Consider the following 22422-nt stretch of genomic DNA (forward strand, 5'->3'; position numbering starts at 1 on the left):
GAGACAGAATGAGGAGAGTGACGGCGATGAATGAACTCATCCAACAGTTAGTAGCGCAAGCGATCCAGAAACGCTTGATTGAACCGGAAGATGCGATCTACGCCCGGAACCGGATTCTAGCGCGAATCGGTCAAGCCGATTTTGAAGAACAGGCAGACGTACCATCTCGCCCAATTCCCGATATTTTGGACGACATGATTGAAGTGTTGATCGTAAGTGGGCAGTTGCCGGCGCGTCTTGAAGACAAAGAGCAGTTCGCAGCAGATGTGATGGACATTTTCGTTGCCCGTCCATCTGACGTGACGGCGGCATTCCGCCGTCTGTACGCTGAATCACCGGTAGCGGCAACAGATTACTTCTATCAACTGAGCCAAGCGAGTAACTACATCCAAACGAAGCGGATCGCTAAAAATAAACGCTATCAAGCGGATACGGCTTACGGGACGATCGATGTCACGATCAACTTATCGAAGCCGGAAAAAGATCCGCGTGAAATCGCAGCAGCTCGGACAGAGGCACCAACGGCGTCGAACTATCCAACCTGTCTGTTGTGCGTCGAAAATGTCGGCTACGCGGGTCGTGCGAATCATCCGGCCCGTGCGAATCACCGGGTTGTTCCGCTGACACTGATGGAAGAATCGTGGGCACTGCAATACTCACCATACGTCTACTACAATGAACATAGCATCATCCTGTCGCAGGAACATCGTGACATGGTCATCAATCGGGATGCCTTTGCACGTCTGATTGCCTTCGTTGAGCAGTTTCCACATTACTTCGCTGGTTCGAACGCTGACCTGCCGATTGTTGGTGGATCGATCCTGACGCATGATCATTATCAGGGCGGACGCTATACGTTTGCGATGGACCGAGCAAAAACTTTAACATCCTTTACGTTCCCGGATCAGCCGACAGTCACTGGGGAGACATTACACTGGCCACTGAGTGTGTTGCGTCTGAAGAGTAAAGATGCGTCGGCATTACTCAATGCTGCGACGACCGTCTATGAGACATGGTTGACGTACACGGATGAGAGTCAAGAGATTCGTTCACATACTGGTGAGACGCGACACAATACAGTGACGCCGATCGCCCGTCAACGTGATGGACAATTCGAGCTCGATCTCGTCTTACGGAACAACCGGACGTCAGCAGAACATCCGGACGGTATTTTCCATACGCATGCCGATATTCACCACATCAAGCGAGAAAATATCGGTTTGATCGAAGTGATGGGACTGGCAGTCTTACCGGCACGCCTGCTTCAAGAGTTGCAACAGGTCGAACAGTTCATCACAGGTGAAGTCGACGAAGTAGCTGTCGCTCATGCTGACTGGGCGCAAGAACTAAAACAAGCGTATGTCGGACAACATGTCACGACATACGTCGAGCAAGCGGTCGCTGCGAAATTCGTACGTGGTCTCGAAGACTGTGGCGTCTTTAAACAGACAGAGGAAGGTCAGGCGGCGTTCGGGCGATTCGTTCAACTCGTGACGCGCCAACCAGTGGAGGAACAACGATGACACGACTACTTGAGAAAGAGTTGATTCGACATACATTACGTCAGGAAGGCATCGAAGTGACACTCTGGAACTATGGCGGCATTATTCAGGACATCCGGACGATTGATCGGGATGGTCATTTGGAAAGCGTCGTCTTAGGTCTAGAGACGGTGAAAGACTATCAACAACACTCGCCGTACTTCGGGGCAATCGTCGGACGCGTTGCTGGTCGAATCGGACAGGCACGTTTCGAAGTAGAGGGAAAAGTCTATCCGCTCGTCGCAAATGACGGGGCGAATCATCTGCATGGTGGAATTCACGGATTTGATCAAGCGTGGTTTGATGTCATCGAAGCGACGGATACATTATTCCATTTGTGCTTAAAAAGTCCAAACGGAGAAGAAGGTTATCCGGGAACAGTTACACTTGATGTGTTTTATCGACTAAAAGATACGACATTGACACTTGAGATGTCGGCGGTGACGGATCAGACGACACCACTCAATCTGACGAATCATACGTATTTCAATCTATCTGGAAATGCAAAGCGAGATGTGTTAGATCATGTCTTGACGTTACCAAGCGACTGCTACTTACCGGTCCAGCCAGACGGCTTACCGACAGGGGAACAACGGGATGTCTCCGGAACCCCGTTTGATTTCCGGAACGGTCAGTCGATTCGTGACGGGATTACGCTTGAGCATCCCGAGACGATTGCTGTTGGAAACGGCTACGATCATCCCTTCGTGTTGCGGGATGACACACTTCGACTTGAAGATCCGGTGTCCGGTCGTTTCGTCGACGTGACAACGAATCAGCCGGCGGTCGTGCTCTATACCGGAACGCAACTACTGACCGATTATACGGTTCACGGTGTTCCTGCTCGACCATCACTTGGTTTATGCCTTGAAACACAAGTCCATCCGAATGTAGTCCATGAACCCGATTTTCCATCAATCTTGTTGTCACCAGGTGAGACCTATCACTGGAAAACAGCTTATCGTTTTAGTGTAGTATCTTGAAATAAGCCCCGCTTCCCGTGTCCAATTGGACAGGGAAGCGGGGCTTATTTGTGGTAGAACAGGGAAGGAAAAGTCTCAATTCACAGACGTTGCTCGAGCGCGAGTAGCGTCCGCTTCATATTCAGTCCACCATGATAGCCGAGCAAATCGCCTTTTTTGCCGATAATCCGGTGACACGGGATCGCAAGCAGTAATCGATTTTTGCCGATTGCCGTGCCAATCGCGCGAGTCGCGTTCGGTCGGAAAAGACGTTCCGCGATATCGGAGTAGGTGGCGGTTTGACCGTACGGTACCGCACGTAGAGCATGCCAGACTTCAAGTTGAAACGGGGTACCGACTGGTGCGATTGGAAAGGAGAGTGTCGCCGACTGCTGATTCAAGTAGGCCAGCAGTTGCTCCGTATATGGAGCAAGCGCGGTATCAGAAGCAATCCGATCGGCTCGCGGGAAGTGTTTCCGCGACCAGTCGTCGAATAAATCCTCCGGTTCATCCCAAGCACCGACATAACAGAGACCATCCGCTGTAGCGGCGACCGGAAACGTATAGTTGTTCCATTGCATGCGAGTGAAGTACAGTTCCATGACCATGTTTTCCTTTCTACATACACGAAATGAAGTGACGCATCCCCAAGAAGTGATTTTTGCGCAGAGACACCTCTTTTGATTACGCGCGCGAACCGATCTGTTGCCGCGGTGGAAGGTGGATCGATTGACTGAATAAGGCTTCCATCGATTCCGTCAATGCTTCGCTTCGACTAGGGTGTGCCATGACAGGGAAGAGGAGATCTTCTCGTTTCGCTGTCAGTTCCAGTGCTTGGGTGAATTGACCGACGAGACGATGAGCATCGTCACCGATCATATGAATACCAAGGATCAGTGATGTCTGTTCGTCAGTGATGACCTTGACGAACCCACTGCCCCCTTCAATCGTCGTCGTTCCGTTTGCATTTAGTGGGAACTGTCCACTCTGAACAGTATGTCCGACTTCACGGGCTTCCTGTTCCGTCATCCCGACCGAAGCAATCGGAGGAAACGTTCGCAGAACGGTCGGATAATACGGTGTCGTCGGATCGACGTCTTGACCGGACAGGTGAGCTGCGGTCCGCTTCGCTTCGTGAATCGCACGAGTGGCGAACTGTGGACCCGGGGTCACATCACCGATCGCGTAAATATGCGGTTGATTGGTTTGTCCGTATGCGTCGACGGGGATCGTCCCGTCTTCTGCAAGCGTCACGCCGATCCGTTCGAGACCGAGCGTCAAACTGTTCGGAATCCGGGCGAGGGATTGGAACAGATAGGCGCCATGATAGGTGACTTCTTCACCGTTTTTCATGACCGTGACGGTCGCGTCTACTGAAGCATCGATCTGTGTCACGACATCCGACACGAGACGGATTTTTTGTTTTTTGAATGTCCGCTTCAGTTCCTTTTCAACGCTTGGTTCAAGCGACAATTGATCGGCAAACAACGTCACCTCTGTACCGAGAGCATGGAAACAGGCTGCGGCTTCAAGTGCTAATGTGTCGGAGCCAATGATCAATAAGCTGGTTGGTAACTGCTCGAGTTGATAAAGCTGTTCGGCATTCAGTCGGCACGATTCCTCGTGCTGGATGCTGTGACTACCGGTCGCGATGATGACATCTTGGAATCGATACGTATCGAACTGATGTCCCGACTCAACACCGATCCGGTCCTCTGACAGGAAGGAAGCTGCACCAGAAATATGCTCGATTTGATTCGCCTGACAGAGGGCGGCGACACCTTGACGTAATTGCTGCACGACACGATTGCGGTAAGCATTCAGTTTACTGAAGTCATGGACAGTAGGGGTGGTGAATCCAAGGTCTTCAAGATGAGGCAAGCGTAACATTTCTTCTGCCGCATGCGCATAAACCTTGGACGGGATACAGCCTCGGTTCAAACAAAGTCCACCGAGTTCAGCTTGTTCAATCAATGTCACCTTACGACCGCCTTGCGCAGCACGGATCGCTGCCGTGTAACCTGCGGGACCCCCACCGATGATCAGGAGATCCCGTTCTTGTGTAAGTTCGCCAACAACCATGTTAGATCAACTCCAAAAGTAGGGTAGTCGGATGTTCAATCAGTGAAACGAATCGATTTGTAAAGGCAACGGCCGTTGCCCCGTCTGCGACGCGATGATCGAACGACATCGACAAATTCATCATCGAGCGGACGACGATTTGATCGTCTTCATCGACACAGGCTCGTTTTTTCGTCTTGTGGAAGGCAATCAATGCCGTTTCCGGATAGTTGATGATTGGTGTAGCCCCCGTACTGCCCAGTGGACCCACATTGCTCATCGTAAAGGTACTTGGCTTTAAGTCCGCTGCACGTAAGGCACCGTTTTGAGCACGTTGTTGCAACGAAATCAGTTGATCATGCAATTCCGTCAGTGAGAGCCGATCGGCATGACGGATGACTGGCACCATTAACCCGTCTGGTGTCTCGGTTGCCATGCCAAAGTGGAAATCCTGCTCTAATCGAATACATTCATTCGCTTCATCGAGTTTGGCATGGAAGACGGGATAGTCTTTTAAGGCAACGATCAAGGCTTTGATGAAGAAAGCATTGATGTTGATATTTCGTCCAGCGGTTTTCCATTCTGCGCGTAGTGCGAGCAAGCGCGTCATGTCAACTTCTTCAAAGTGGGTGACGTGCGGAATCGTGTACAGCGACTGGGTCATCTTTTTCGCGATTTGCTTACGAATGCCGCGGAACGGAATCGTTTCCGGTGGCGTTTGTTGTTGCGTGACCTCCTCCTCGACGACGGATGGAACCGTCTCCTGTGGAGCAACTGCAGCATTGACGAAGCGAAGGACATCGTCCTCTGAAACTCGACCTGATGGATCCGAAGCCGTCACAGCTTCGATATCAATCCCGTGGTCACGAGCAAGTTTTCGTGTATACGGTGTCGCTAGGACACGTTTTGATGGAGATGCTTGAGCAGGTGGGGCCGCGACAGCGACAGGCGCTGGTTCAGATACGCGCGACACTTCAGGTTTTACCGCGACCGGCACTTCAGAAGCGTTACTTGCTTCGATGTGCAACAACGTCGTACCGACTTGCACCGTCTGACCGACCGGAATGATGATCTCCTTGACGATTCCGGAGACAGGAGCCGGTAGTTCAGCGACCATCTTATCGGTCGCAACCTCAACGACCGGTTGATCGGTCGTGACGTGGTCCCCGACTTGAACGAGATAATGCGCGATTTCACCTTCCGTCATACCTTCCCCGACATCATGTAACTTGACTTCGATCATGGAACTCAGCTCCTTAAAACTCGACCGTACGCTGAATCGTCGCAAGGACTCGTTCCGGCGTCGGAATGTAATGGTCTTCGAGGGCGAACAGTGGAACCGGAACATCAAAACCTGTCACACGGGCAATTGGTGCCCGTAAATAAAGAAACGCCGTATCGTTGATCAACGTGACGAGATCATTCCCGAGACCACCCATCGCTGCGGCTTCATGCACGATGACGGCACGACCGGTCTTTTGAACGGAAGCAGCGATTGTGTCCCGGTCAAGCGGATAGAGCGTCCGTAAGTCGAGGACTTCGCAAGAGATACCGCGTTCCTGTGCAGCCATCGCTGCCTTGTGAGCCACTTGGACCATTGCCCCCCAAGCGATCAACGTCACGTCCGTCCCTTCACTGACGCAGCGCGCTTTTCCGATCTCGACGGTATAGGACTCGCTCGGTACGACTTCCTTAAATGAACGGTAACTACGCATCGACTCGAGGAACAACACGGGATCTGGATCTTCAATCGCAGCAATCAATAACCCTTTTGCGTCGTACGGTGTCGCGGGACAGACGACCTTGAGACCGGGCATTGATGTAAAGAGCGCCTCCGTACTATCGGAATGGATTTCCGGTGCCCGGATGCCGGCACCATAAGGCGCACGAATGACCATCGGCACACTATAGCGTCCCATCGTTCGCATCCGGATACGAGAGACATGGGTCATGATTTGTTCATAGGCAGGGTAGATGAAGCCGAGAAATTGAATCTCGACGATCGGTTTAAAGCCATTGATGGCAAGACCGATCGATGTACCGACGATGCCGGCTTCACTGAGCGGTGTATCAACGATCCGGTCTTCACCGAACTCTTCTTGTAAGCCGTCCGTCGCTCGGAAGACGCCACCGTTTTTTCCGACATCTTCTCCAAGAACGAGTGTCGTCTCATCCTCCGACAATTTTGTCCGCAGGGCATCCGTGACAGCTTGAACGAGTGTCATCTCTGTTTGACGATTGATTGGTGTTGCCATCTCATTTCCCCCTTGCTAGCAAATACGCTTCTTTTTGTTGCTGGACATCAACCGGTAAAGTCGCGTACGTATAATCGAACAAGTCATTGATGTCTGGCGCCTTGAATTGCTCCATCGCAGCTACTGCCGCTTCGACTTCTGTTTGATGCCGTTCCTGCAGCTGTTGCATCCATGTTTCGTCAAAATAGCCTTGGTGTTTTAAGAAGTGTTCGAGTCGATCGAGCGGATCAACTCGGTCGCGCGAGCGTGCTTGATCCCGGTATTTTGTTGGATCATCTGCTGTCGTATGGGCACCAAATCGCCACGTGACGGCTTCGATCAATGTTGGTCCACCACCAGAACGGGCACGTTCAACGGCTGCTTGCATCGTAAAATAGACGGCAAAGGCATCGTTTCCATCAATCCGAACACTTGGCATCCCGTAGGCAATCGCTTTTTGCGCGATCGTCTCAGAATGCATCTGTTTTTCGATCGGAACAGAGATCGCGAACTGATTGTTTTGGTTAAACAGGATGACTGGTGCTTGGAAGACGCTTGCAAAGTTCATTCCTTCATGGAAATCCCCTTCAGACGTCGCTCCGTCACCAAAGTAGGCGACCGCGACGTTCGTCGTGCCTTTTCGTTTTTCCGCCCATGCGGCACCGACGGCATGCGGAATTTGCGTTGCAATCGGCACAGCAGGAGGAAAGATGTGTTTCTCAGACGGGACGCAACCTTCAACACGACCGTTCCAGTAGAGGAGTGTCCGCACCATGTCGGCACCGAACGTCAACGTTGCGCCGTGATCCCGATACGTCGGGAACAACCAGTCTTGATCGGACAACGCGAGTGCACTACCGACTTGCGCTGCCTCTTGTCCTTCGAACGGTGCATAAGTGCCGAGGCGCCCTTGGCGTTGTAAGTTAATCGCCTTCCGGTCGAACGTCCGGATCCGGTGCATCTGTTCATATAGGGTGAGGGCAAGCTCTTTTGTCAGATCGTGTTCTTTTGAGGCGTCGATGATACGACCTTCTTCATCGATAATGCGTTGAATCGGAAAATGTTGCTCCATGTCAGTCCCTCCTTCAGTGGTTACGGATATCCCATTTTGGTTTTGTCGTGTTCGTGAAGATGTTGTTGTGTTTCGCCCGAATCTGCATCCGTTTTTCACACATCCGGTTCGCCGCTTCGACCGTCGTGATGTTCTCTGCTTGCGACTCTTTGAAGACTTCGAGAACTGCGTCATAGATGTGACGCGTTTTTAGGAGAACCCGTTCGTGATTTGCTCCATACAGTTCGTCTGCCACTTGGATCAGCCCACCACCATTGACGATATAGTCTGGAGCATATAAGATGCCACGATCCATCAAGACGTGAGCAAGTTGTTCTTCCGCGAGTTGGTTGTTCGCCGAACCACAGATGGCTTTGCACGGTAAGAGCGCGATGTTTTGAGCGTGAATGACACCACCGTATGCACACGGGACAAAAATATCAGCATCCGTCAGATGAATTTCATGAGGCGAGACGACGCGAACCGTGCCAGGCGCCATTTCAGCTTGGGTTACGATTGCTGCTAGTGCCGCTTCATTGACGTCAGAGACATAAATCGTCGCCCCGGCGAGCAACAGTTGTTCGGCGACCTTAAAGCCGACTTTTCCGAGTCCTTGGATCGCGTAGGTTGCCCGACTTAATTCATCTGAACCGAATAACGTCTCGATCGTCGCCCGCAGTCCATAGACGACACCTTCAGCCGTTGGAATCGATGAATCACCACTACCACCAAATGCTTCCGGAATGCCGACGATCCGTGATGTTTCTCGGCTAGCATGAACGAAATCATCCATCGTCGTGCCCATGTCCGTTCCGGTGTAGAACCGACCACCGAGCGAATCGACGAAGCGACCGAAGGCACGGAAAAGCTCTGGTGATTTATCCGTCGCTGGATTACCGATGATGACGGCTTTACCACCACCAAAATCAACATCAGCGGCAGCGCATTTGTACGTCATACCGCGCGACAAACGCAGCACATCGTCAAGTGCTTCATCAACAGAAGCATAAGGCGCCATGCGGCATCCACCGAGAGCAGGACCGAGCGTCGTATCATGAATGGCGATGATGGCTTGTAACCCCGAGACAGGGTCGTTGCAAAAGACGACTTGTTCGTGACCAGCGATTTTTTCCATGATCGAGAGCGTTGGATTCGTAGATGGGTTTAACATGTTCATAGTAGAGGCCTCCTCTATCAAATATAAGTAAGCGCTTTCATTTTGTCGGAACATTATTTTGTAATTTTTCTTGAATCCGGCTTTTTTCTAAAATGAATTGTGTGACTTCCCCTGTACCGATGATCGTTTGTCCGTCTCGGACTTTAATGCTCGCGTCAACGCGACGTGAGGTCATCGACGTTACTGTCGCAGTTATGATCAATCGTGCTCCTTCCGCTGCCATACCAAGATGCTTCAGTGAAACTGCACCCCCAACACCTTCTTCACCAGCTTCTAGGTAAGGCAAGATCAGTTGACGTGCTGCCCATTCCATGTGATAAACCATCGAAACGGTGGAGTATGCTGGATGAACGAGCTGACCTTCGAATCGTGCAAACATATCTTCCGAGACGACCGCTTGAATCTCTGCTGTATCCCCGACAGCTAACCCTAGTTTCATCGTGATCCCCTTTCACAACACCGCATCTTTATTCAACCAAGTGGTCTTACCAAAAATAGTATAACACTTGTCACACGATATTTTATCAACCCGTTACAAAATGAGCAAATCATTTCAAAAATATTTTCCAAAAAAAGACTGTCTATCATGAAATCTCTTGTTTAATGTTGATTAATTTATCGATAAGTGCGTTGAAGTGATAAAGTAAGAATCGTTTGGGAGCATTTAACAAGTGCGTTGAAGTGATAAAGTAAGAATCGTTTGGGAGCATTTAACAAAACAAGATTGACAACATTGTGAACGTATCGTACGTTAAACATATAACTAAAAAAAAACGACCGTTTTATTATTGTATACATGATGAGGAGGTGCAGATATGTACGATCAACATCACGAAACGATGGATGCTCAAACGCGGGAGCAGCTACAGATGGAGCGATTGCGCCAAACGATGGAACACATCACGCGCGTCCCGTTCTATCAAGAACGTCTGCAGACCTTACAGATGACGGCGAACGATTTTCAAACGATCGAGGATCTACGAAAGTTTCCCTTCACACGTAAACAGGATTTACGCGATCATTATCCGTTCGGACTATTTGCCGTCGAACGAGAACAGGTCACCCGGATTCATGCCTCGTCTGGAACGAGCGGTAAACCGACCGTCGTCGGATATACGCAAGAAGATTTAGATGACTGGGCCGGTGCCGTGGCACGCAGTTTAGTCTTAGCCGGTGGATCACCAGCTGATTTGCTGCACAATGCGTATGGTTACGGATTGTTCACAGGTGGTCTCGGGCTTCATGCAGGAGCAGAGAAACTAGGCATGACGATTTTACCGATTTCCGGTGGCAACACGGATCGCCAAATCACATTGATCGAGGATTTCCGACCGGACGGAATCTGTGGTACGCCTTCGTATATTTTACGCTTGGCAGAACGCATGATTGAACGTGGTATCGATCCGCGGAAAACAAGTATGCGTTATGGCATCTTTGGGGCCGAGCCCTGGTCTGAGGAGATTCGGCAGACACTCGAACAGACCTTTGATCTGCAGGCATTCGATATCTATGGACTCAGCGAAATCATGGGACCGGGTGTCGCAATGGAGTGTCAAGAGCAGGCAGGTCTGCATATCGTGGATGACTTATTCATTACGGAAGTCGTCGATCCCGTTACGGGGGAACCGTTACCAGATGGCATGGTCGGGGAACTCGTTTTTACAAGCTTGAAAAAGAAAGCGCTTCCAATCATTCGATACCGGACAGGCGACTTAGCTTCGATCACACGTAAAGTGTGCGCTTGTGGTCGGACGACGACACGAATGTCACGTGTCAAAGGGCGGACGGACGACATGCTGATTATCCGAGGGGTCAACGTCTTTCCGTCAGAAATCGAGCGGGTCTTGCTCCAACAACCGGACGTGACGCCACATTATCAAATCCATCTCGTACGTAAAGCCGGACTCGATGCCGTTGAGCTACATATCGAATTCGAAAATATCTCAGAACGACAAATGCATTCGATATGTGACGCCATCAAGTCGGAATGTCTCATTTCCATTGATCTCGTCTGTCACCCGCATCAAGGGTTACCACGATCGGAAGGGAAAGCCGTCCGGGTCGTTGATCGACGCTCGACATCACTCGTCTGATTCAAAGGAGGAACTAGCATGTATGATGCAACACAACTGTTCGAACCCGTCCAACTGACGGAAGACGAAAAATTAGCACGCTTCAAGGAACGAATCGAGCAAGGTGAAAAGATCGAAGCCGATGACTGGATGCCTGCCTTTTACCGAGACACACTGATTAAACTGATTTCGATGCACGGTATCAGTGAAATCATGGGTGCACTTCCGGAAAAAGAATGGGTTCCAAAAGCACCATCGCTTCGACGAAAACTTGGCATCATGGCGAAGGTCCAGGATGAAATGGGGCACGGGCAATTGTTGCTTCGTGTCGTTGAGGATTTGATGAAGCCGTATGGCAAGACACGTGGGGATTTGATGGATGATTTATTTACGGGACGATTGAAATTTCACAACGTCTTCCACATGCCGACACGGTCATGGGCCGATGCCGGAATGATTGGTTGGCTTGTCGATGGGGCGGCAATTATCACGCAGACGAACATGCTCGGCGCTTCGTACGGACCGTACGCGCGTGCCTTGCAACGGATCTGTGCAGAGGAAGTCTTCCACGCACAACATGGGGAGTCAATCATCATGGCACTCGCAGAAGGAACACCGGAACAGCGGGCAATGATTCAAGAATCACTGGATGAGTGGTGGGAATCCTTGTTGATGTTCTTTGGACCAGCCTCGAAAGAGACGACCGGGACATCGAAACAGGACGTGACGATCGCTTATAAGATTCGGACGAAAACGAATGAAGAGCTCCGGCAAAACTTCTTTACAAAGTACGTGCCGCGGATTCGTTCGCTCGGACTCGTCATTCCAGACCCGACGTTACGTTTTGATGAAGAGACAGGGCAATGGGAATACGCACAGCCGGACTGGACGAAATTCAAGACGATCATCCAAGGTGGAGGACCGCGTTCGAAAGAGCGACTAGATCTGCGCCGGACATCTTATGAGAATAATGCTTGGGTACGGGATGCACTCGCTGAAACGAAGGCATGAGAGGGGAAGGTACGATGAACGAGACGTTCTATCACGAATTCGAAGTCTTTAGCAAACGGACGCCGAACGCGGCGTTCACGCATCAATTCAGTTTACTTGCTCCAAATAAAGAGATGGCGTTACTGATGGCACAAGAAAACTTCATGCGCCGGGAACCAGTCGTCGATATCTGGGTCGTCAAACGTGAAGATATCCGTGGTTTGTCACCCGATGAAAAGCAGATGCTCCAACGCCTTGATAATAAGGACTACCGGACGACTAAAGGATATGGCTACTTGAAGAAAAAATGGCGGCATTACGAGCAACAGATGCTCGATGAAAAAGAGATCATGTCTTGGCAAGGAGGCGATTCGAAATGACGGAACAAGAACGGACGGCACTCGCCTCCTTACTGTATCAACTCGCAGATGATGACTTCCTCTATGCGTATCGTGGTTCGGAATGGCTCGGGCTTGCACCGCATATCGAAGAGGACGTCGCTTCATCCTCAATCGCGCAAGATTCGATGGGGCACGCGGCGATGTATTACCAACTCCTTGAGGAACTTGGTGAAGGGAATGCCGATGCGTTAGCCCACGTCCGCTTGGCACATGAACGGAAGAACTCGATTCTTGTCGAACGTGTCAATGGACCCGGCTACTATATGGAAAAACCCGAATATGACTGGGCATTCGCTGTCGTCCGGAACTATTGCTATACGGTCGCGAAAAAGATCCGGATTGATGCGTTGAAATCGAGCAGTTACGAGCCACTCGCTGCTGCTGCCGTTAAGATCAATATGGAGTTGTACTATCATTTGCTGCACTGGCAAACATGGTTCACCCAGCTCTACCAATCGACGGAGACAGCTCGCCAGAAGATGGACGCAGCCCTAGAAAAAGTCCTCTATGACTTCGGCGACATGTTCGATTATGGCGAACACGGTCAACTGATCGAAGAGATGCGGTTGATTGAAGGGCAAGGGATTTTACTTGATCGTTGGTATCAGACGATCACACCGTTACTCGTCGAATTGAACGTGACCCTCCCAGAAATGCAGATGACACGCAATGGACGAGACGGCGATCACACGGAAGACTTGAATGACGCACTCGCGACACTCGGAGAAGTCTATCTGATCGATCAAACGGCAACGTGGTGAAAGGAGAGGGAAGCATGACGACGACACTTCAACATGCGATCCGTGAAGCCCTGAACGGGGTGAAGGATCCAGAAATCGATAGCGTCAGCATTTTAGATCTTGGCATGGTCGAGACGATGGACGCGGAAGCGACGGCGCATGGCTACACGGTGCACGTCACGCTTCTCCCGACGTTTCTCGGTTGTCCGGCGCTTGAAATCATAAAAAAAAATACCGAAGCTGCCTTGCAGGTGATTCCGAGCGTCGAACAGGTCGATGTCCAGTTCCGGTTTGATCCACCGTGGACGTCAGACCGGATCACAGAACAAGGGATGCAAGGATTAAAAGCATTCGGCATCGCACCCCCTCGATTCGAACAAGGAAAGTGGGAGATTGACTGTCCGTATTGTGGATCAACGTATGTGACGATGGAAAACTTATTCGGACCGACGGCATGTCGAAGTATTCTCTACTGTAAATCGTGTAAAAATCCATTCGAGGCGATGAAACCCGTCTCTACTCTCATGTGAAGGAAGGTAATCAAGATGGCAAAATTAATCGCATTGTACAAACACCCGGAAAACAAGGAAGCATTCGATCAGCATTACTTTGAAGTCCATGGTCCGCTAACAGCAAAAATTCCAGGACTACAAGAAATGAACGTCACAAAAATCGTTGGTTCACCAATGGGTGGAGACGGAAAGTACTACTTAATGTGCGAGATGGTCTATGAAAGTCAGGAAGCGATGCAAGCTGGCATGCGTTCTATTGAAGGAAAAGCGTCAGGGAAAGACTTGATGAGCTTTGCGGGGGATCTCGTCACATTGATGATTGGTGAAGATGTCCATGCCGACACAACAGTACGTTAAGACAGAAACGGTTGGTCGAATCGGTCGAATTCGGCTCGACCGGACGGCACGATACAATGCGCTGAACCGGACGATGGTCCGCGAAATCGTCGAGGCGATGGAGATATTTGATCGTGACGATCGGGTGACGGTCATCGTCTTGACGGGAAACGGAAAGTCGTTTTCAGCAGGTGCTGATATCGAGGAGATGCTCGAAGCGACACCGATCTCGATGGAACTCCTCGATCCATTCGCGGACTGGGACCGGATCAGCCGAATCAAAAAGCCGATCATTGCAGGTGTCCATGGTTTCGTCCTTGGCGGCGGTTTCGAACTCGCACTTGCTTGTGATTTAATCTACGCCGATCCTGCGACACAGTTCGGTTTTCCAGAAGTCGGACTCGGCGTCATGCCGGGAGCAGGCGGGACGCAACGTTTGACGAAATGCATCGGTCGGACGCGGGCGCTCGAATGGCTCTTCACGGGTGACCGGATGCAGGCAGACGAAGCAGAACGACTTGGCATCATCAATCGAGTGACGATGGACGTTGAAGCGACGGTGCTTGCGATGGCAGAGCGGTTATCGAACCAGCCGAGCATGGCGTTACGACTGATCAAGGACGCAGCAAACAAAGCCGTCGATTTGTCGTTACAAGATGGCATGGAGCACGAACGCCGGAACTTCTATCTGTTGTTCGCAACAGCCGATCAAACAGAAGGTATGCAAGCTTTTCTCGAAAAACGCCCACCGATTTTCAATCAACAGGAACAGGAGTGAATACAATGTCGACAGTACATGAAAAAACACTTGAAATGAAACGGTCCGTCTATCATTTGCTCATTAACGGCGAACAAGTCGAAGGTGCAACAGGCGAGACATTTAAAACATATAATCCGGCAACAGGTGAAGTGATTGCAGAAGTTGCAAAAGCGTCGAAGGAAGACGCTGATCGTGCCGTTCAAGCCGCACGGGATGCGTTTGATCACGGGAAGTGGAAGATGTGGCCAGTCGGACGCCGCGCGCAAATCTTAAATAAGATTGCGAGCATCATGCGTTCCCGCTTCAACGAAATCGTCGAACTTGAGATTCTCGATACAGGGAAATCACTAGCAGCGGCGCAAGGACAAGTCACGCAAGCGATTGAAGACTTTGAGTTCTACGCAGGTGCGATCGTCGGTCACCGCGGTGTCGTCAATAACGTGCCGGGACAATTCCATAACTACACAGAAAAAGAAGCGGTCGGTGTTTGTGCGCAAATCATCCCGTGGAACTATCCGTTGATGATGGCAGCTTGGAAAGTCGCACCAGCAATCGCAGTCGGTTGTTCGGTCGTCGTCAAACCAGCGACGTTGACTCCGTTGACAGCGATCATTCTTGGTGAGATTTGTCTAGAAGCTGGTGTACCAGCGGGTGTCGTCAACGTCATTCCGGGATCTGGACGCGAGATCGGTAACCATCTCGTCGAGCATCCTCACGTCGATAAAGTCGCCTTCACGGGCTCGACGCCAGTCGGTAAAGACATCATGGGACGTGCGTCCGAGACGTTAAAACGAGTCACACTCGAACTCGGTGGAAAATCACCGAACATCGTTTTTGAAGATGCAGACGTGACAGCAGCCGTTGATGGTTCGTTGTTCGGAATCTTCTATAACAGCGGTCAATCGTGTGAAGCACGCTCGCGTTTGTATGTTCACGAAGAGATTTACGACGCGTTCATGGAGCAATTCGTCGCGAAGACAAAACAACTCGTTCTCGGCAATCCATTTGATAAAGGGACACACGTCGGAGCGATCATCGACCAACAACAAGTCGATGTCATCGATGGATACGTCCAGTCAGCGAAAGCAGACGGAGCGACAATCGTCACAGGTGGTCATGCGACAGCACCAGAAGGATACGAAAAAGGCTTCTGGTACGCACCAACGATCATCACGGACGTCACGCACGAGATGAAAGCGGTCAATGAAGAAATCTTCGGACCGGTCGTCGTCGTCATGCCGTTCAAAGATGAAAAAGAAGCGATTCGTTTAGCGAACGACACATCGTTTGGACTCGGATCAGCGGTTTGGACAAAAGACGGTGCAAAAGCGACGCGCGTTGCCAACCAAATCAAAGCCGGTATCGTCATGGTCAACTGTCCGTTTTCTGCTTTCCCAGGTACACCGTTTGGTGGGTATAAACAATCAGGATTCGGTCGTGAACTCTGTATCGAAACACTTGATCTGTACACAGAAACGAAGAGTATCTTGTCGTATTACGGCAGTCGTCCACTCAATCCGTTCGGACTATAAGCAAGAGGGAAGGCTGGAGTTCCGTCGGGAAGTCCAGCCTTTTTTAACAGCACAGGGGATAAGGGGGAAATCAGATGGTAGAACAAATCGTTGTCGTCGGATCCGGCGTCATGGGACGTGGCATTGCGTACGTTGCCGCACACCGTGGATTTCAGGTGACACTCGTTGATATTAAAGAAGCGTATGTCGAAAGTGCCTATCAAGAACTCGAACGCATCGCGGAGAAAGGCATCGCGCGGGGGAAAATGTCCGCGAGTGAAGTCGAGGGACTGTTCGATCGATTAAGTTTGTCGACGGATTTAGCAACAGCTGCACAACAAGCGGATCTCGTCATTGAGGCGGTACCGGAACAATTCAGCATCAAACAGCAAGTCTTTGAAACGTTAGAAGCGAATGCACGTCCGGACTGTTACTTTGCGACGAACACGTCGACGATGAGTCCGACGGAAATTGCCTCTTTTACGAACCGGGCGGACCGGGTCATGGCGATGCATTTCTTCAATCCGGTTCATTTGATGCCACTGATCGAGCTCGTTCGTGGTCTTGAGACGTCGGATGAGACGGTTGCTGCCTTAGAGCAAGTGGCGCGTCAAATGCAGAAGGAAACGGTCGTCATCCGTGAGTTTCCCGGTTTTGTGACTTCACGGATCAGTGCGCTCGTCGGAAACGAAGCGTTTTATATGTTGCAAGAAGGGCTTGGAACACCGGAAGAGATCGATAAAGCAATCAAACTCGGCTTGAATTATCCGATGGGACCCTTTGAACTGGGTGACTTGGTCGGACTCGATACTCGACTCCACAACTTAAAGTATCTCCATGAGAAACTCGGTGAAAAATACCGTCCGGCACCACTGCTTGAACAGTATGTCAAAGCCGGTCGACTCGGTCGTAAAACAGGTCGTGGGGTTTACGACTACACGAATCGTGAGGTGACGTCATGAAACGGGTCGCCATCATCGATGCCGTTCGGACACCGATCGGTCGCTATAACGGCGCGTTGCGTCAAGTTCGCCCGGATGATTTAGGGGCACGTGTCATCGAAGCGTTGCTGAAGCGCAATCCACAAGTCGATCCGAAGACGATCGAGGAAGTCATTTTCGGCAATGCGAATCAGGCGGGGGAAGATAACCGGAACGTCGCCCGGATGTCGGGACTACTAGCTGGTCTACCGGTCGAAGTAGCCGGTACGACGATCAATCGTTTATGTGGATCAGGACTCGACGCCGTCATCGCGGCGGCGCGCGGAATTGCCTTAGGTGAAGGTGACATCTATATCGCTGGTGGGACGGAAAGCATGACGCGTGCACCGTTCGTTCTCGCGAAGCCGGATCAGGCCAACCCACGTGGCAATCAGACGATGTACGATACGACGATTGGTTGGCGCTTCGTCAATAATCGTTTAGCAGATCAATACGGAACGGATTCGATGCCGGAAACAGCTGAGAACGTCGCCCGTCAGTACGGAATCTCGCGCGAAGCACAGGACGACTTTGCGTTCGAAAGCCAACAACGCGCAAAACGAGCGATCGAGGCAGAGCACTTCACGGACGAACTGGTTGCGGTCACACAAACGGACCGGAAAGGTAACGTCAGCGTCTTCGACCGCGATGAACATCCTCGTCCTGAGACGACACGTGAGAAACTGGCGACACTTCGTCCGTTATTCCCGAACGGTACCGTGACGGCGGGGAATGCATCTGGTGTCAACGACGGTGCGTCGGCGTTGTTATTGATGAGTGAAGAAAAAGCAAACGAACTCGGTTTGACGCCGCTTGGGTATTACCGAGCGAGTGCGACGGCAGGGGTCGAACCTGCCATCATGGGGATCGGACCGATCGACGCGACGAAAAAAGTCCTCCGACGGGCAGGGTTGACGGTCGAACAGCTCGATCAAATCGAGTTGAACGAAGCGTTTGCGGCTCAAAGTCTTGCCTGTATCGAAGCACTTGGTTTACCAAGCGAAAAAGTCAACGTCAACGGCGGTGCGATTGCCTTCGGTCATCCACTTGGTGCAAGTGGGGCGCGGATTTTGACGACATTATTGCATGAGATGCGCCGGACGAACCGGACGTATGGTCTCGCGACGATGTGTGTCGGAGTCGGACAGGGTATCGCACTCGTCGTCGATCGGGAGGGGCTCGTATGATTCACTTAGAACGAGAAGGCTATATCGCAATCGTTCGGATTGATCGTCCAGAACGTTTGAACTGTCTCGATTATCCGACGCTTGTCGCTTTGCAAGAACAAGTCGATGCGTTATCGGTCGACCCGGAAGCGCGGGTCGTCCTGTTTACGGGAACGGGGAAAGCATTTAGCGCCGGCGCCGATTTAAAAGAACGCGTGCATTTAAACGAAGAAGAAGTCCGGCGCAATGTCCTGGCGATTCGCAACGTCTTCACCTCGATCGCACAATTACCACAACCGACGATCGCTGCCGTCAATGGTCACGCGCTCGGTGGTGGATTTGAATGGATTCTCGCCTGTGATTTCCGCTTTCTCGTCGAGGATGCACTCGTCGGGTTGACAGAGACTAGCTTCGGGATCATTCCCGGGGCTGGCGGAACACAACGCTTACCACGGTTGATCGGGGAGACACGAGCAAAGGAATTGATCTTCACAGCGAAAAAAATCGATGCGATGACAGCAGAACGTTACGGACTCGCGACAGCCGTCGTCGCCCGGGAAGCGTTGATGACGACCTGTCTTGAGTTTGCCAATCAGATGTTACAGAACGGTCCGATCGCCTTGCGCCAAGCGAAACGAGCAATTGATCAAGGACGGGATGTCTCACTCGAGAAAGGACTGCAGCTCGAGACGGAAGCTTATGAAGTCGTCATTCCAACCGCCGATCGTCAGGAAGCGCTACAAGCCTTCGCTGAAAAACGACCACCACGCTTTGAAGGAAGATGAGGATGGTCGACGTTTGAAATAACCCGTATACTAACGATACACACTATGAACGACTGAAGAGAGAGTGAATACCATGAGTGCGAACACCCAATCAATGATCTTTACGATTTACGGGGATTATATCCGTCATTACGGCAATCAAATCTGGGTCGGGAGTTTAATTCGACTCGTCAAAGAGTTCGGACATAACGAACAAGCCGTTCGGGTCGCAGTATCCCGGATGGTCAAACAAGGCTGGCTCGTCTCCGAGAAGCAGGGGAGTAAAAGCTTCTATTCGTTGACGCCGCGTGGGGTGGAACGGATGGAAGAAGCAGCGCGCCGGATCTACAGATCAACACCGCACGACTGGGACGGGAAGTGGCGGACGCTGATGTACACGATTCCGGAGGATAAACGCCAAATTCGCGATGAGCTCCGTAAAGAACTGACGTGGAGTGGGTTTGGCAACTTATCAAACGGGGTCTGGATTTCGCCGAATCCGCTTGAAAAAGAGGCGGAACGATTGATTGAAGCGTACGAAATCGAAGAGTATGTCGATTTCTTCGTCGGTGAATACCACGGTCCAAAGCAAGACCAATCCCTTGTTGAGCGCGCTTTTCCACTCGAGGAATTGCAGGAACGTTACGAAACTTTCATCACGGATTATAGCCGGCAATACATCGTCCATCAGAGTCAGATCCAACTAGGAGAAATGACGGATGAGCAGTGTTTCGTCGAACGGACGATGCTCGTACATGAGTACCGAAAATTCCTCTTCACGGATCCGGGACTCCCGCAAGAACTATTACCGGATGCTTGGAGCGGACACCATGCGGCACTGTTGTTCGAGCAATATTACCGTCTGCTTGCGCAACCAGCGAGCCGGTTCTTTGAATCAATCTTTGAAGAGACACACGATGTGTCACAACGTAGCGCTTCGTATGATGCAACAGAACACCCGCTGTTTGCGGAACGATGATATATAAAAAAGTGGGACGGATCACGCGATCCGCCCCGCATTCGTGTCATTCAGATGTGTTTTGTTCGGTTGATCCTGCGAGAATGTTTCGGAAAGCGTAACCTTTATCGACATAGGAATCAATCGACTCCTGAATCATCGCGAGGTCCGCTTCCGTCAGTTCACGCACGACTTTACCCGGTGAGCCGATGATCAGCGAACGGGGTGGGAAGACTTTTCCTGATGGAATCAACGTGTTCGCCCCGATGATGCATTCTTCACCAACATCTGCGTGATCAAGAACGGTCGCGCCCATTCCGACGATCGAACGACGTCCGATTTTACAGCCGTGTAAAATCGCGTTATGTCCGACCGTCACTTCATCCTCGATGACGACAGGTGCGCCTTCGTACAGATGAATCGTTGCGTTGTCTTGGATACTGCAGCGTTTGCCGATTGTAATCGGTCCTTCGTCACCGCGTAAGACAGCGTTGAACCAGATGGTAGACTCGGAACCGATCGTGACGTCTCCAATCAGATAAGCGCCAGGAGCAATGAATACATCGGATGCTACGTTCGGATGAATCGATTGATACGGAATCTTCATAACAGAACGACCTCATTTCTAGGATAAGATGAACTACTATTCATTCCCTGTCAGTATATCATGCGGTGGGAGTCGAGAACGGAGGAAAGATATGTTTCCGATTTGTGAGCTATTCAACATTCGTTATCCATTGATCCAAGGAGGGATGGGTAACATTAGTCATGCAGCACTCACGGCAGCGGTGTCGAATGCCGGAGGACTCGGAACGCTTGGGTGCGGTACGTTGTCGGTCGATGAAGTAGCGTCTCGGATTCAGGAGACACGAACCCTGACGGAGCAACCATTTGCCTTGAACATCGCGATTCGTGTATCTCCTTATACGGAAGCACTGATCGATCTCGCGATTGCAGAAAAGATTCCGGTCGTCTCTTTGTCGGCAGGAAATCCGACACCATACATAGAGCGACTACAAGCCGCTGGCATCAAAACGATTGCGGTCGTCGCCTCGGTCAAACAGGCAGTAAAGGCAGAACAGGCAGGCGCTGATGTACTCGTAGCAGAAGGGGTTGAAGCGGCAGGTATCAATTCCCCGCTTGAACTGACGACCCTCACTTTGATTCCGCAGCTTGTCGACCGGGTCAAGATTCCAGTTCTTGCAGCGGGTGGGGTTGGCGATGGGCGTGGGCTAGCAGCTGTCCTGTTGCTTGGTGCTGCCGGCGTCCAGCTCGGAACACGGTTGATCGCGACGGAAGATGCGAAGGTCCACCCAGTTTATAAATCGCGCTTAACGGATGCGACAGATACCGATACACGCATCATCGGGCGCTCCGTTGGATTTGTCCGACGTGTCCTTGATGGTCCTTACGTCGAACAGCTCACAGCCAAGACACCTGCTGCTTTTCTCGATCAGACGAATGAGTCGTATCATATTACAGGCGCTCTTGAAGGCGATGAAGAGAAAGGATATGTCAACGCTGGACTGGTTGCCGGTTTGATTCGTGATGTGCCAACGGTTGCTGAGTTGTTTACGCGCATGATGGAGGAAGCAGAGGAACAGCTGAAGCGGACGACTGCTCGTTTTGCGACATGAACATACAATGATGACCCGTAAACCCGCTTGTGGAAAGCGGGTTTTTTCATGTTTTTTTGAAAATGGGACATTTGTCCTTTTCAAGTGAGGCACGAATAAGGTCTACTCTAGTGTAGAGATTAAAGGAGGAGATGACGTGCAAGGAGTCGTGTTTGCTTTGATGAGCGGTCTGTTCATCGCCCTGCAAGGTATATTCAATGCGCGCCTTGCGACAGGCGTCGGACCGTGGTTATCCGTATTGATCGTCCACTTTGTTGGTCTGATGGGTTGTTTAGTCATTTATAGCTTCGTACGAGATCGGAAAATCGGCGGATTCCGTCAGTTACCGTGGATTTATGCGAGCGGTGGTTTGATTGGCGTGCTAGTCGTCGTAACGGAACTCACAGCGATCCAAAAACTCGGGATGACATGGGCGATGTGTTTGTTACTCGTCGCGCAGATTTTATGTGCCTTTCTGATTGATTTAAAAGGATGGTTCGGTGTCTTAAAAAAACAAGGAAATCGTGGTCAGTGGGTTGGTGTGGGTCTCATGCTTGCAGGAGTTGCGATTTTCTCACTTGCCTAAAGGG

24 protein-coding genes are annotated in these 22422 nt (G+C 51.0%); 16 read left to right on the top strand and 8 right to left on the bottom strand.

All coding sequences use genetic code 11. The features are described 5' to 3' along the window. The first annotated feature begins 26 nt into the window (after positions 1 to 26). Together ACY2IG_RS02275 and ACY2IG_RS02280 are read left to right on the top strand one after the other, a co-directional pair. Positions 27 to 1523: a UDP-glucose--hexose-1-phosphate uridylyltransferase gene (locus ACY2IG_RS02275; protein ID WP_290774451.1), complete on the top strand. Its 1497-nt coding sequence runs from the start codon at positions 27 to 29 to the stop codon at positions 1521 to 1523. Then, the gene (locus ACY2IG_RS02280; RefSeq protein ID WP_462618319.1) at positions 1520 to 2524 is read left to right on the top strand and encodes an aldose epimerase family protein; all 1005 of its coding nucleotides are present in this window, start codon (positions 1520 to 1522) and stop codon (positions 2522 to 2524) included. Before ACY2IG_RS02275 ends, ACY2IG_RS02280 begins: the two co-directional genes overlap by 4 nt. A gap of 80 nt (positions 2525 to 2604) precedes the next feature. Here the strand turns inward: ACY2IG_RS02280 and ACY2IG_RS02285 are convergent, their stop codons facing one another. The 7 genes from ACY2IG_RS02285 to ACY2IG_RS02315 form a co-directional block, all read right to left on the bottom strand. Then, positions 2605 to 3084, bottom strand: coding sequence for a methylated-DNA--[protein]-cysteine S-methyltransferase (locus ACY2IG_RS02285; RefSeq protein ID WP_462618320.1), 480 nt, complete (start codon positions 3082 to 3084; stop codon positions 2605 to 2607). Positions 3085 to 3187: 103 nt separating this feature from the next. Beyond that, entirely contained in the window at positions 3188 to 4585 is a 1398-nt protein-coding gene (locus tag ACY2IG_RS02290; RefSeq protein WP_308102155.1) for a dihydrolipoyl dehydrogenase family protein, read from the bottom strand. A gap of 1 nt (position 4586) precedes the next feature. Next, complete coding sequence (locus ACY2IG_RS02295; RefSeq protein ID WP_308102154.1) at positions 4587 to 5807, bottom strand: dihydrolipoamide acetyltransferase family protein; 1221 nt, start codon at positions 5805 to 5807, stop codon at positions 4587 to 4589. Positions 5808 to 5820: 13 nt separating this feature from the next. Further along, entirely contained in the window at positions 5821 to 6819 is a 999-nt protein-coding gene (locus ACY2IG_RS02300) for an alpha-ketoacid dehydrogenase subunit beta (protein ID WP_056063806.1), read from the bottom strand. A gap of 1 nt (position 6820) precedes the next feature. Continuing rightward, positions 6821 to 7870 carry a pyruvate dehydrogenase (acetyl-transferring) E1 component subunit alpha gene (gene pdhA, locus ACY2IG_RS02305; protein WP_308102153.1) on the bottom strand — a complete coding sequence of 350 codons (1050 nt, stop codon included), beginning with the start codon at positions 7868 to 7870 and terminating at the stop codon, positions 6821 to 6823. 13 nt (positions 7871 to 7883) lie between these two features. Then, positions 7884 to 9026, bottom strand: a complete 1143-nt coding sequence (locus ACY2IG_RS02310; RefSeq protein WP_035411065.1) for a Glu/Leu/Phe/Val family dehydrogenase — start codon at positions 9024 to 9026, stop codon at positions 7884 to 7886. Between the two features lie 37 nt (positions 9027 to 9063). Next, positions 9064 to 9465: a thioesterase family protein gene (locus ACY2IG_RS02315; RefSeq protein WP_462618321.1), complete on the bottom strand. Its 402-nt coding sequence runs from the start codon at positions 9463 to 9465 to the stop codon at positions 9064 to 9066. A 376-nt stretch (positions 9466 to 9841) separates the two neighbouring features. Between ACY2IG_RS02315 and ACY2IG_RS02320 the strand changes: the two genes are divergently transcribed. The 12 genes from ACY2IG_RS02320 to paaX all read left to right on the top strand — a co-directional run bounded on the left by ACY2IG_RS02320 (position 9842) and on the right by paaX (position 20237). Then, positions 9842 to 11119 carry a phenylacetate--CoA ligase family protein gene (locus tag ACY2IG_RS02320; protein WP_462618322.1) on the top strand — a complete coding sequence of 426 codons (1278 nt, stop codon included), beginning with the start codon at positions 9842 to 9844 and terminating at the stop codon, positions 11117 to 11119. Positions 11120 to 11137: 18 nt separating this feature from the next. Further along, positions 11138 to 12109, top strand: coding sequence for a 1,2-phenylacetyl-CoA epoxidase subunit PaaA (paaA, locus tag ACY2IG_RS02325; RefSeq protein ID WP_035411059.1), 972 nt, complete (start codon positions 11138 to 11140; stop codon positions 12107 to 12109). Between the two features lie 14 nt (positions 12110 to 12123). Continuing rightward, positions 12124 to 12468 (top strand): 1,2-phenylacetyl-CoA epoxidase subunit PaaB, encoded by a 345-nt coding sequence (gene paaB / locus ACY2IG_RS02330; RefSeq protein WP_023466991.1) that lies wholly within the window; start codon positions 12124 to 12126, stop codon positions 12466 to 12468. Then, on the top strand, positions 12465 to 13250 hold the full coding sequence (gene paaC / locus ACY2IG_RS02335) for a 1,2-phenylacetyl-CoA epoxidase subunit PaaC (RefSeq protein WP_056063799.1): 786 nt from the start codon (positions 12465 to 12467) through the stop codon (positions 13248 to 13250). Before paaB ends, paaC begins: the two co-directional genes overlap by 4 nt. Before the next feature lie 14 nt (positions 13251 to 13264). Next, positions 13265 to 13759, top strand: a complete 495-nt coding sequence (paaD, locus tag ACY2IG_RS02340; RefSeq protein WP_462618323.1) for a 1,2-phenylacetyl-CoA epoxidase subunit PaaD — start codon at positions 13265 to 13267, stop codon at positions 13757 to 13759. A gap of 15 nt (positions 13760 to 13774) precedes the next feature. Continuing rightward, complete coding sequence (locus ACY2IG_RS02345; RefSeq protein WP_308102149.1) at positions 13775 to 14098, top strand: EthD family reductase; 324 nt, start codon at positions 13775 to 13777, stop codon at positions 14096 to 14098. Then, the gene (locus tag ACY2IG_RS02350; RefSeq protein WP_290782616.1) at positions 14076 to 14855 is read left to right on the top strand and encodes an enoyl-CoA hydratase/isomerase family protein; all 780 of its coding nucleotides are present in this window, start codon (positions 14076 to 14078) and stop codon (positions 14853 to 14855) included. Before ACY2IG_RS02345 ends, ACY2IG_RS02350 begins: the two co-directional genes overlap by 23 nt. 5 nt (positions 14856 to 14860) lie before the next feature. Then, entirely contained in the window at positions 14861 to 16369 is a 1509-nt protein-coding gene (locus ACY2IG_RS02355) for an aldehyde dehydrogenase family protein (protein ID WP_058703594.1), read from the top strand. A gap of 74 nt (positions 16370 to 16443) precedes the next feature. Then, positions 16444 to 17310 (top strand): 3-hydroxyacyl-CoA dehydrogenase, encoded by an 867-nt coding sequence (locus tag ACY2IG_RS02360; protein ID WP_462618324.1) that lies wholly within the window; start codon positions 16444 to 16446, stop codon positions 17308 to 17310. After that, entirely contained in the window at positions 17307 to 18515 is a 1209-nt protein-coding gene (locus tag ACY2IG_RS02365) for an acetyl-CoA C-acyltransferase (RefSeq protein ID WP_462618325.1), read from the top strand. Before ACY2IG_RS02360 ends, ACY2IG_RS02365 begins: the two co-directional genes overlap by 4 nt. Then, positions 18512 to 19279, top strand: coding sequence for an enoyl-CoA hydratase-related protein (locus ACY2IG_RS02370; RefSeq protein ID WP_462618326.1), 768 nt, complete (start codon positions 18512 to 18514; stop codon positions 19277 to 19279). Before ACY2IG_RS02365 ends, ACY2IG_RS02370 begins: the two co-directional genes overlap by 4 nt. A 73-nt stretch (positions 19280 to 19352) precedes the next feature. Further along, positions 19353 to 20237 (top strand): phenylacetic acid degradation operon negative regulatory protein PaaX, encoded by an 885-nt coding sequence (paaX, locus tag ACY2IG_RS02375; protein WP_462618327.1) that lies wholly within the window; start codon positions 19353 to 19355, stop codon positions 20235 to 20237. A 46-nt stretch (positions 20238 to 20283) separates the two neighbouring features. Here paaX and ACY2IG_RS02380 read toward each other — a convergent pair whose 3' ends face one another. Next, positions 20284 to 20823 carry a gamma carbonic anhydrase family protein gene (locus ACY2IG_RS02380; protein ID WP_308102143.1) on the bottom strand — a complete coding sequence of 180 codons (540 nt, stop codon included), beginning with the start codon at positions 20821 to 20823 and terminating at the stop codon, positions 20284 to 20286. 91 nt (positions 20824 to 20914) lie between these two features. On the opposite strand from ACY2IG_RS02380, the gene ACY2IG_RS02385 reads away from it, so the two are divergent. Next, a complete protein-coding gene (locus tag ACY2IG_RS02385; protein WP_462618328.1) occupies positions 20915 to 21853 on the top strand; it encodes an NAD(P)H-dependent flavin oxidoreductase in 939 nt (312 codons plus the stop codon). Positions 21854 to 21989: 136 nt separating this feature from the next. Further along, the gene (locus ACY2IG_RS02390) at positions 21990 to 22418 is read left to right on the top strand and encodes a DMT family transporter (RefSeq protein ID WP_035411027.1); all 429 of its coding nucleotides are present in this window, start codon (positions 21990 to 21992) and stop codon (positions 22416 to 22418) included. Positions 22419 to 22422: the final 4 nt, after the last annotated feature.

The organism is Exiguobacterium sp. EF_C8 (assembly GCF_054956715.1).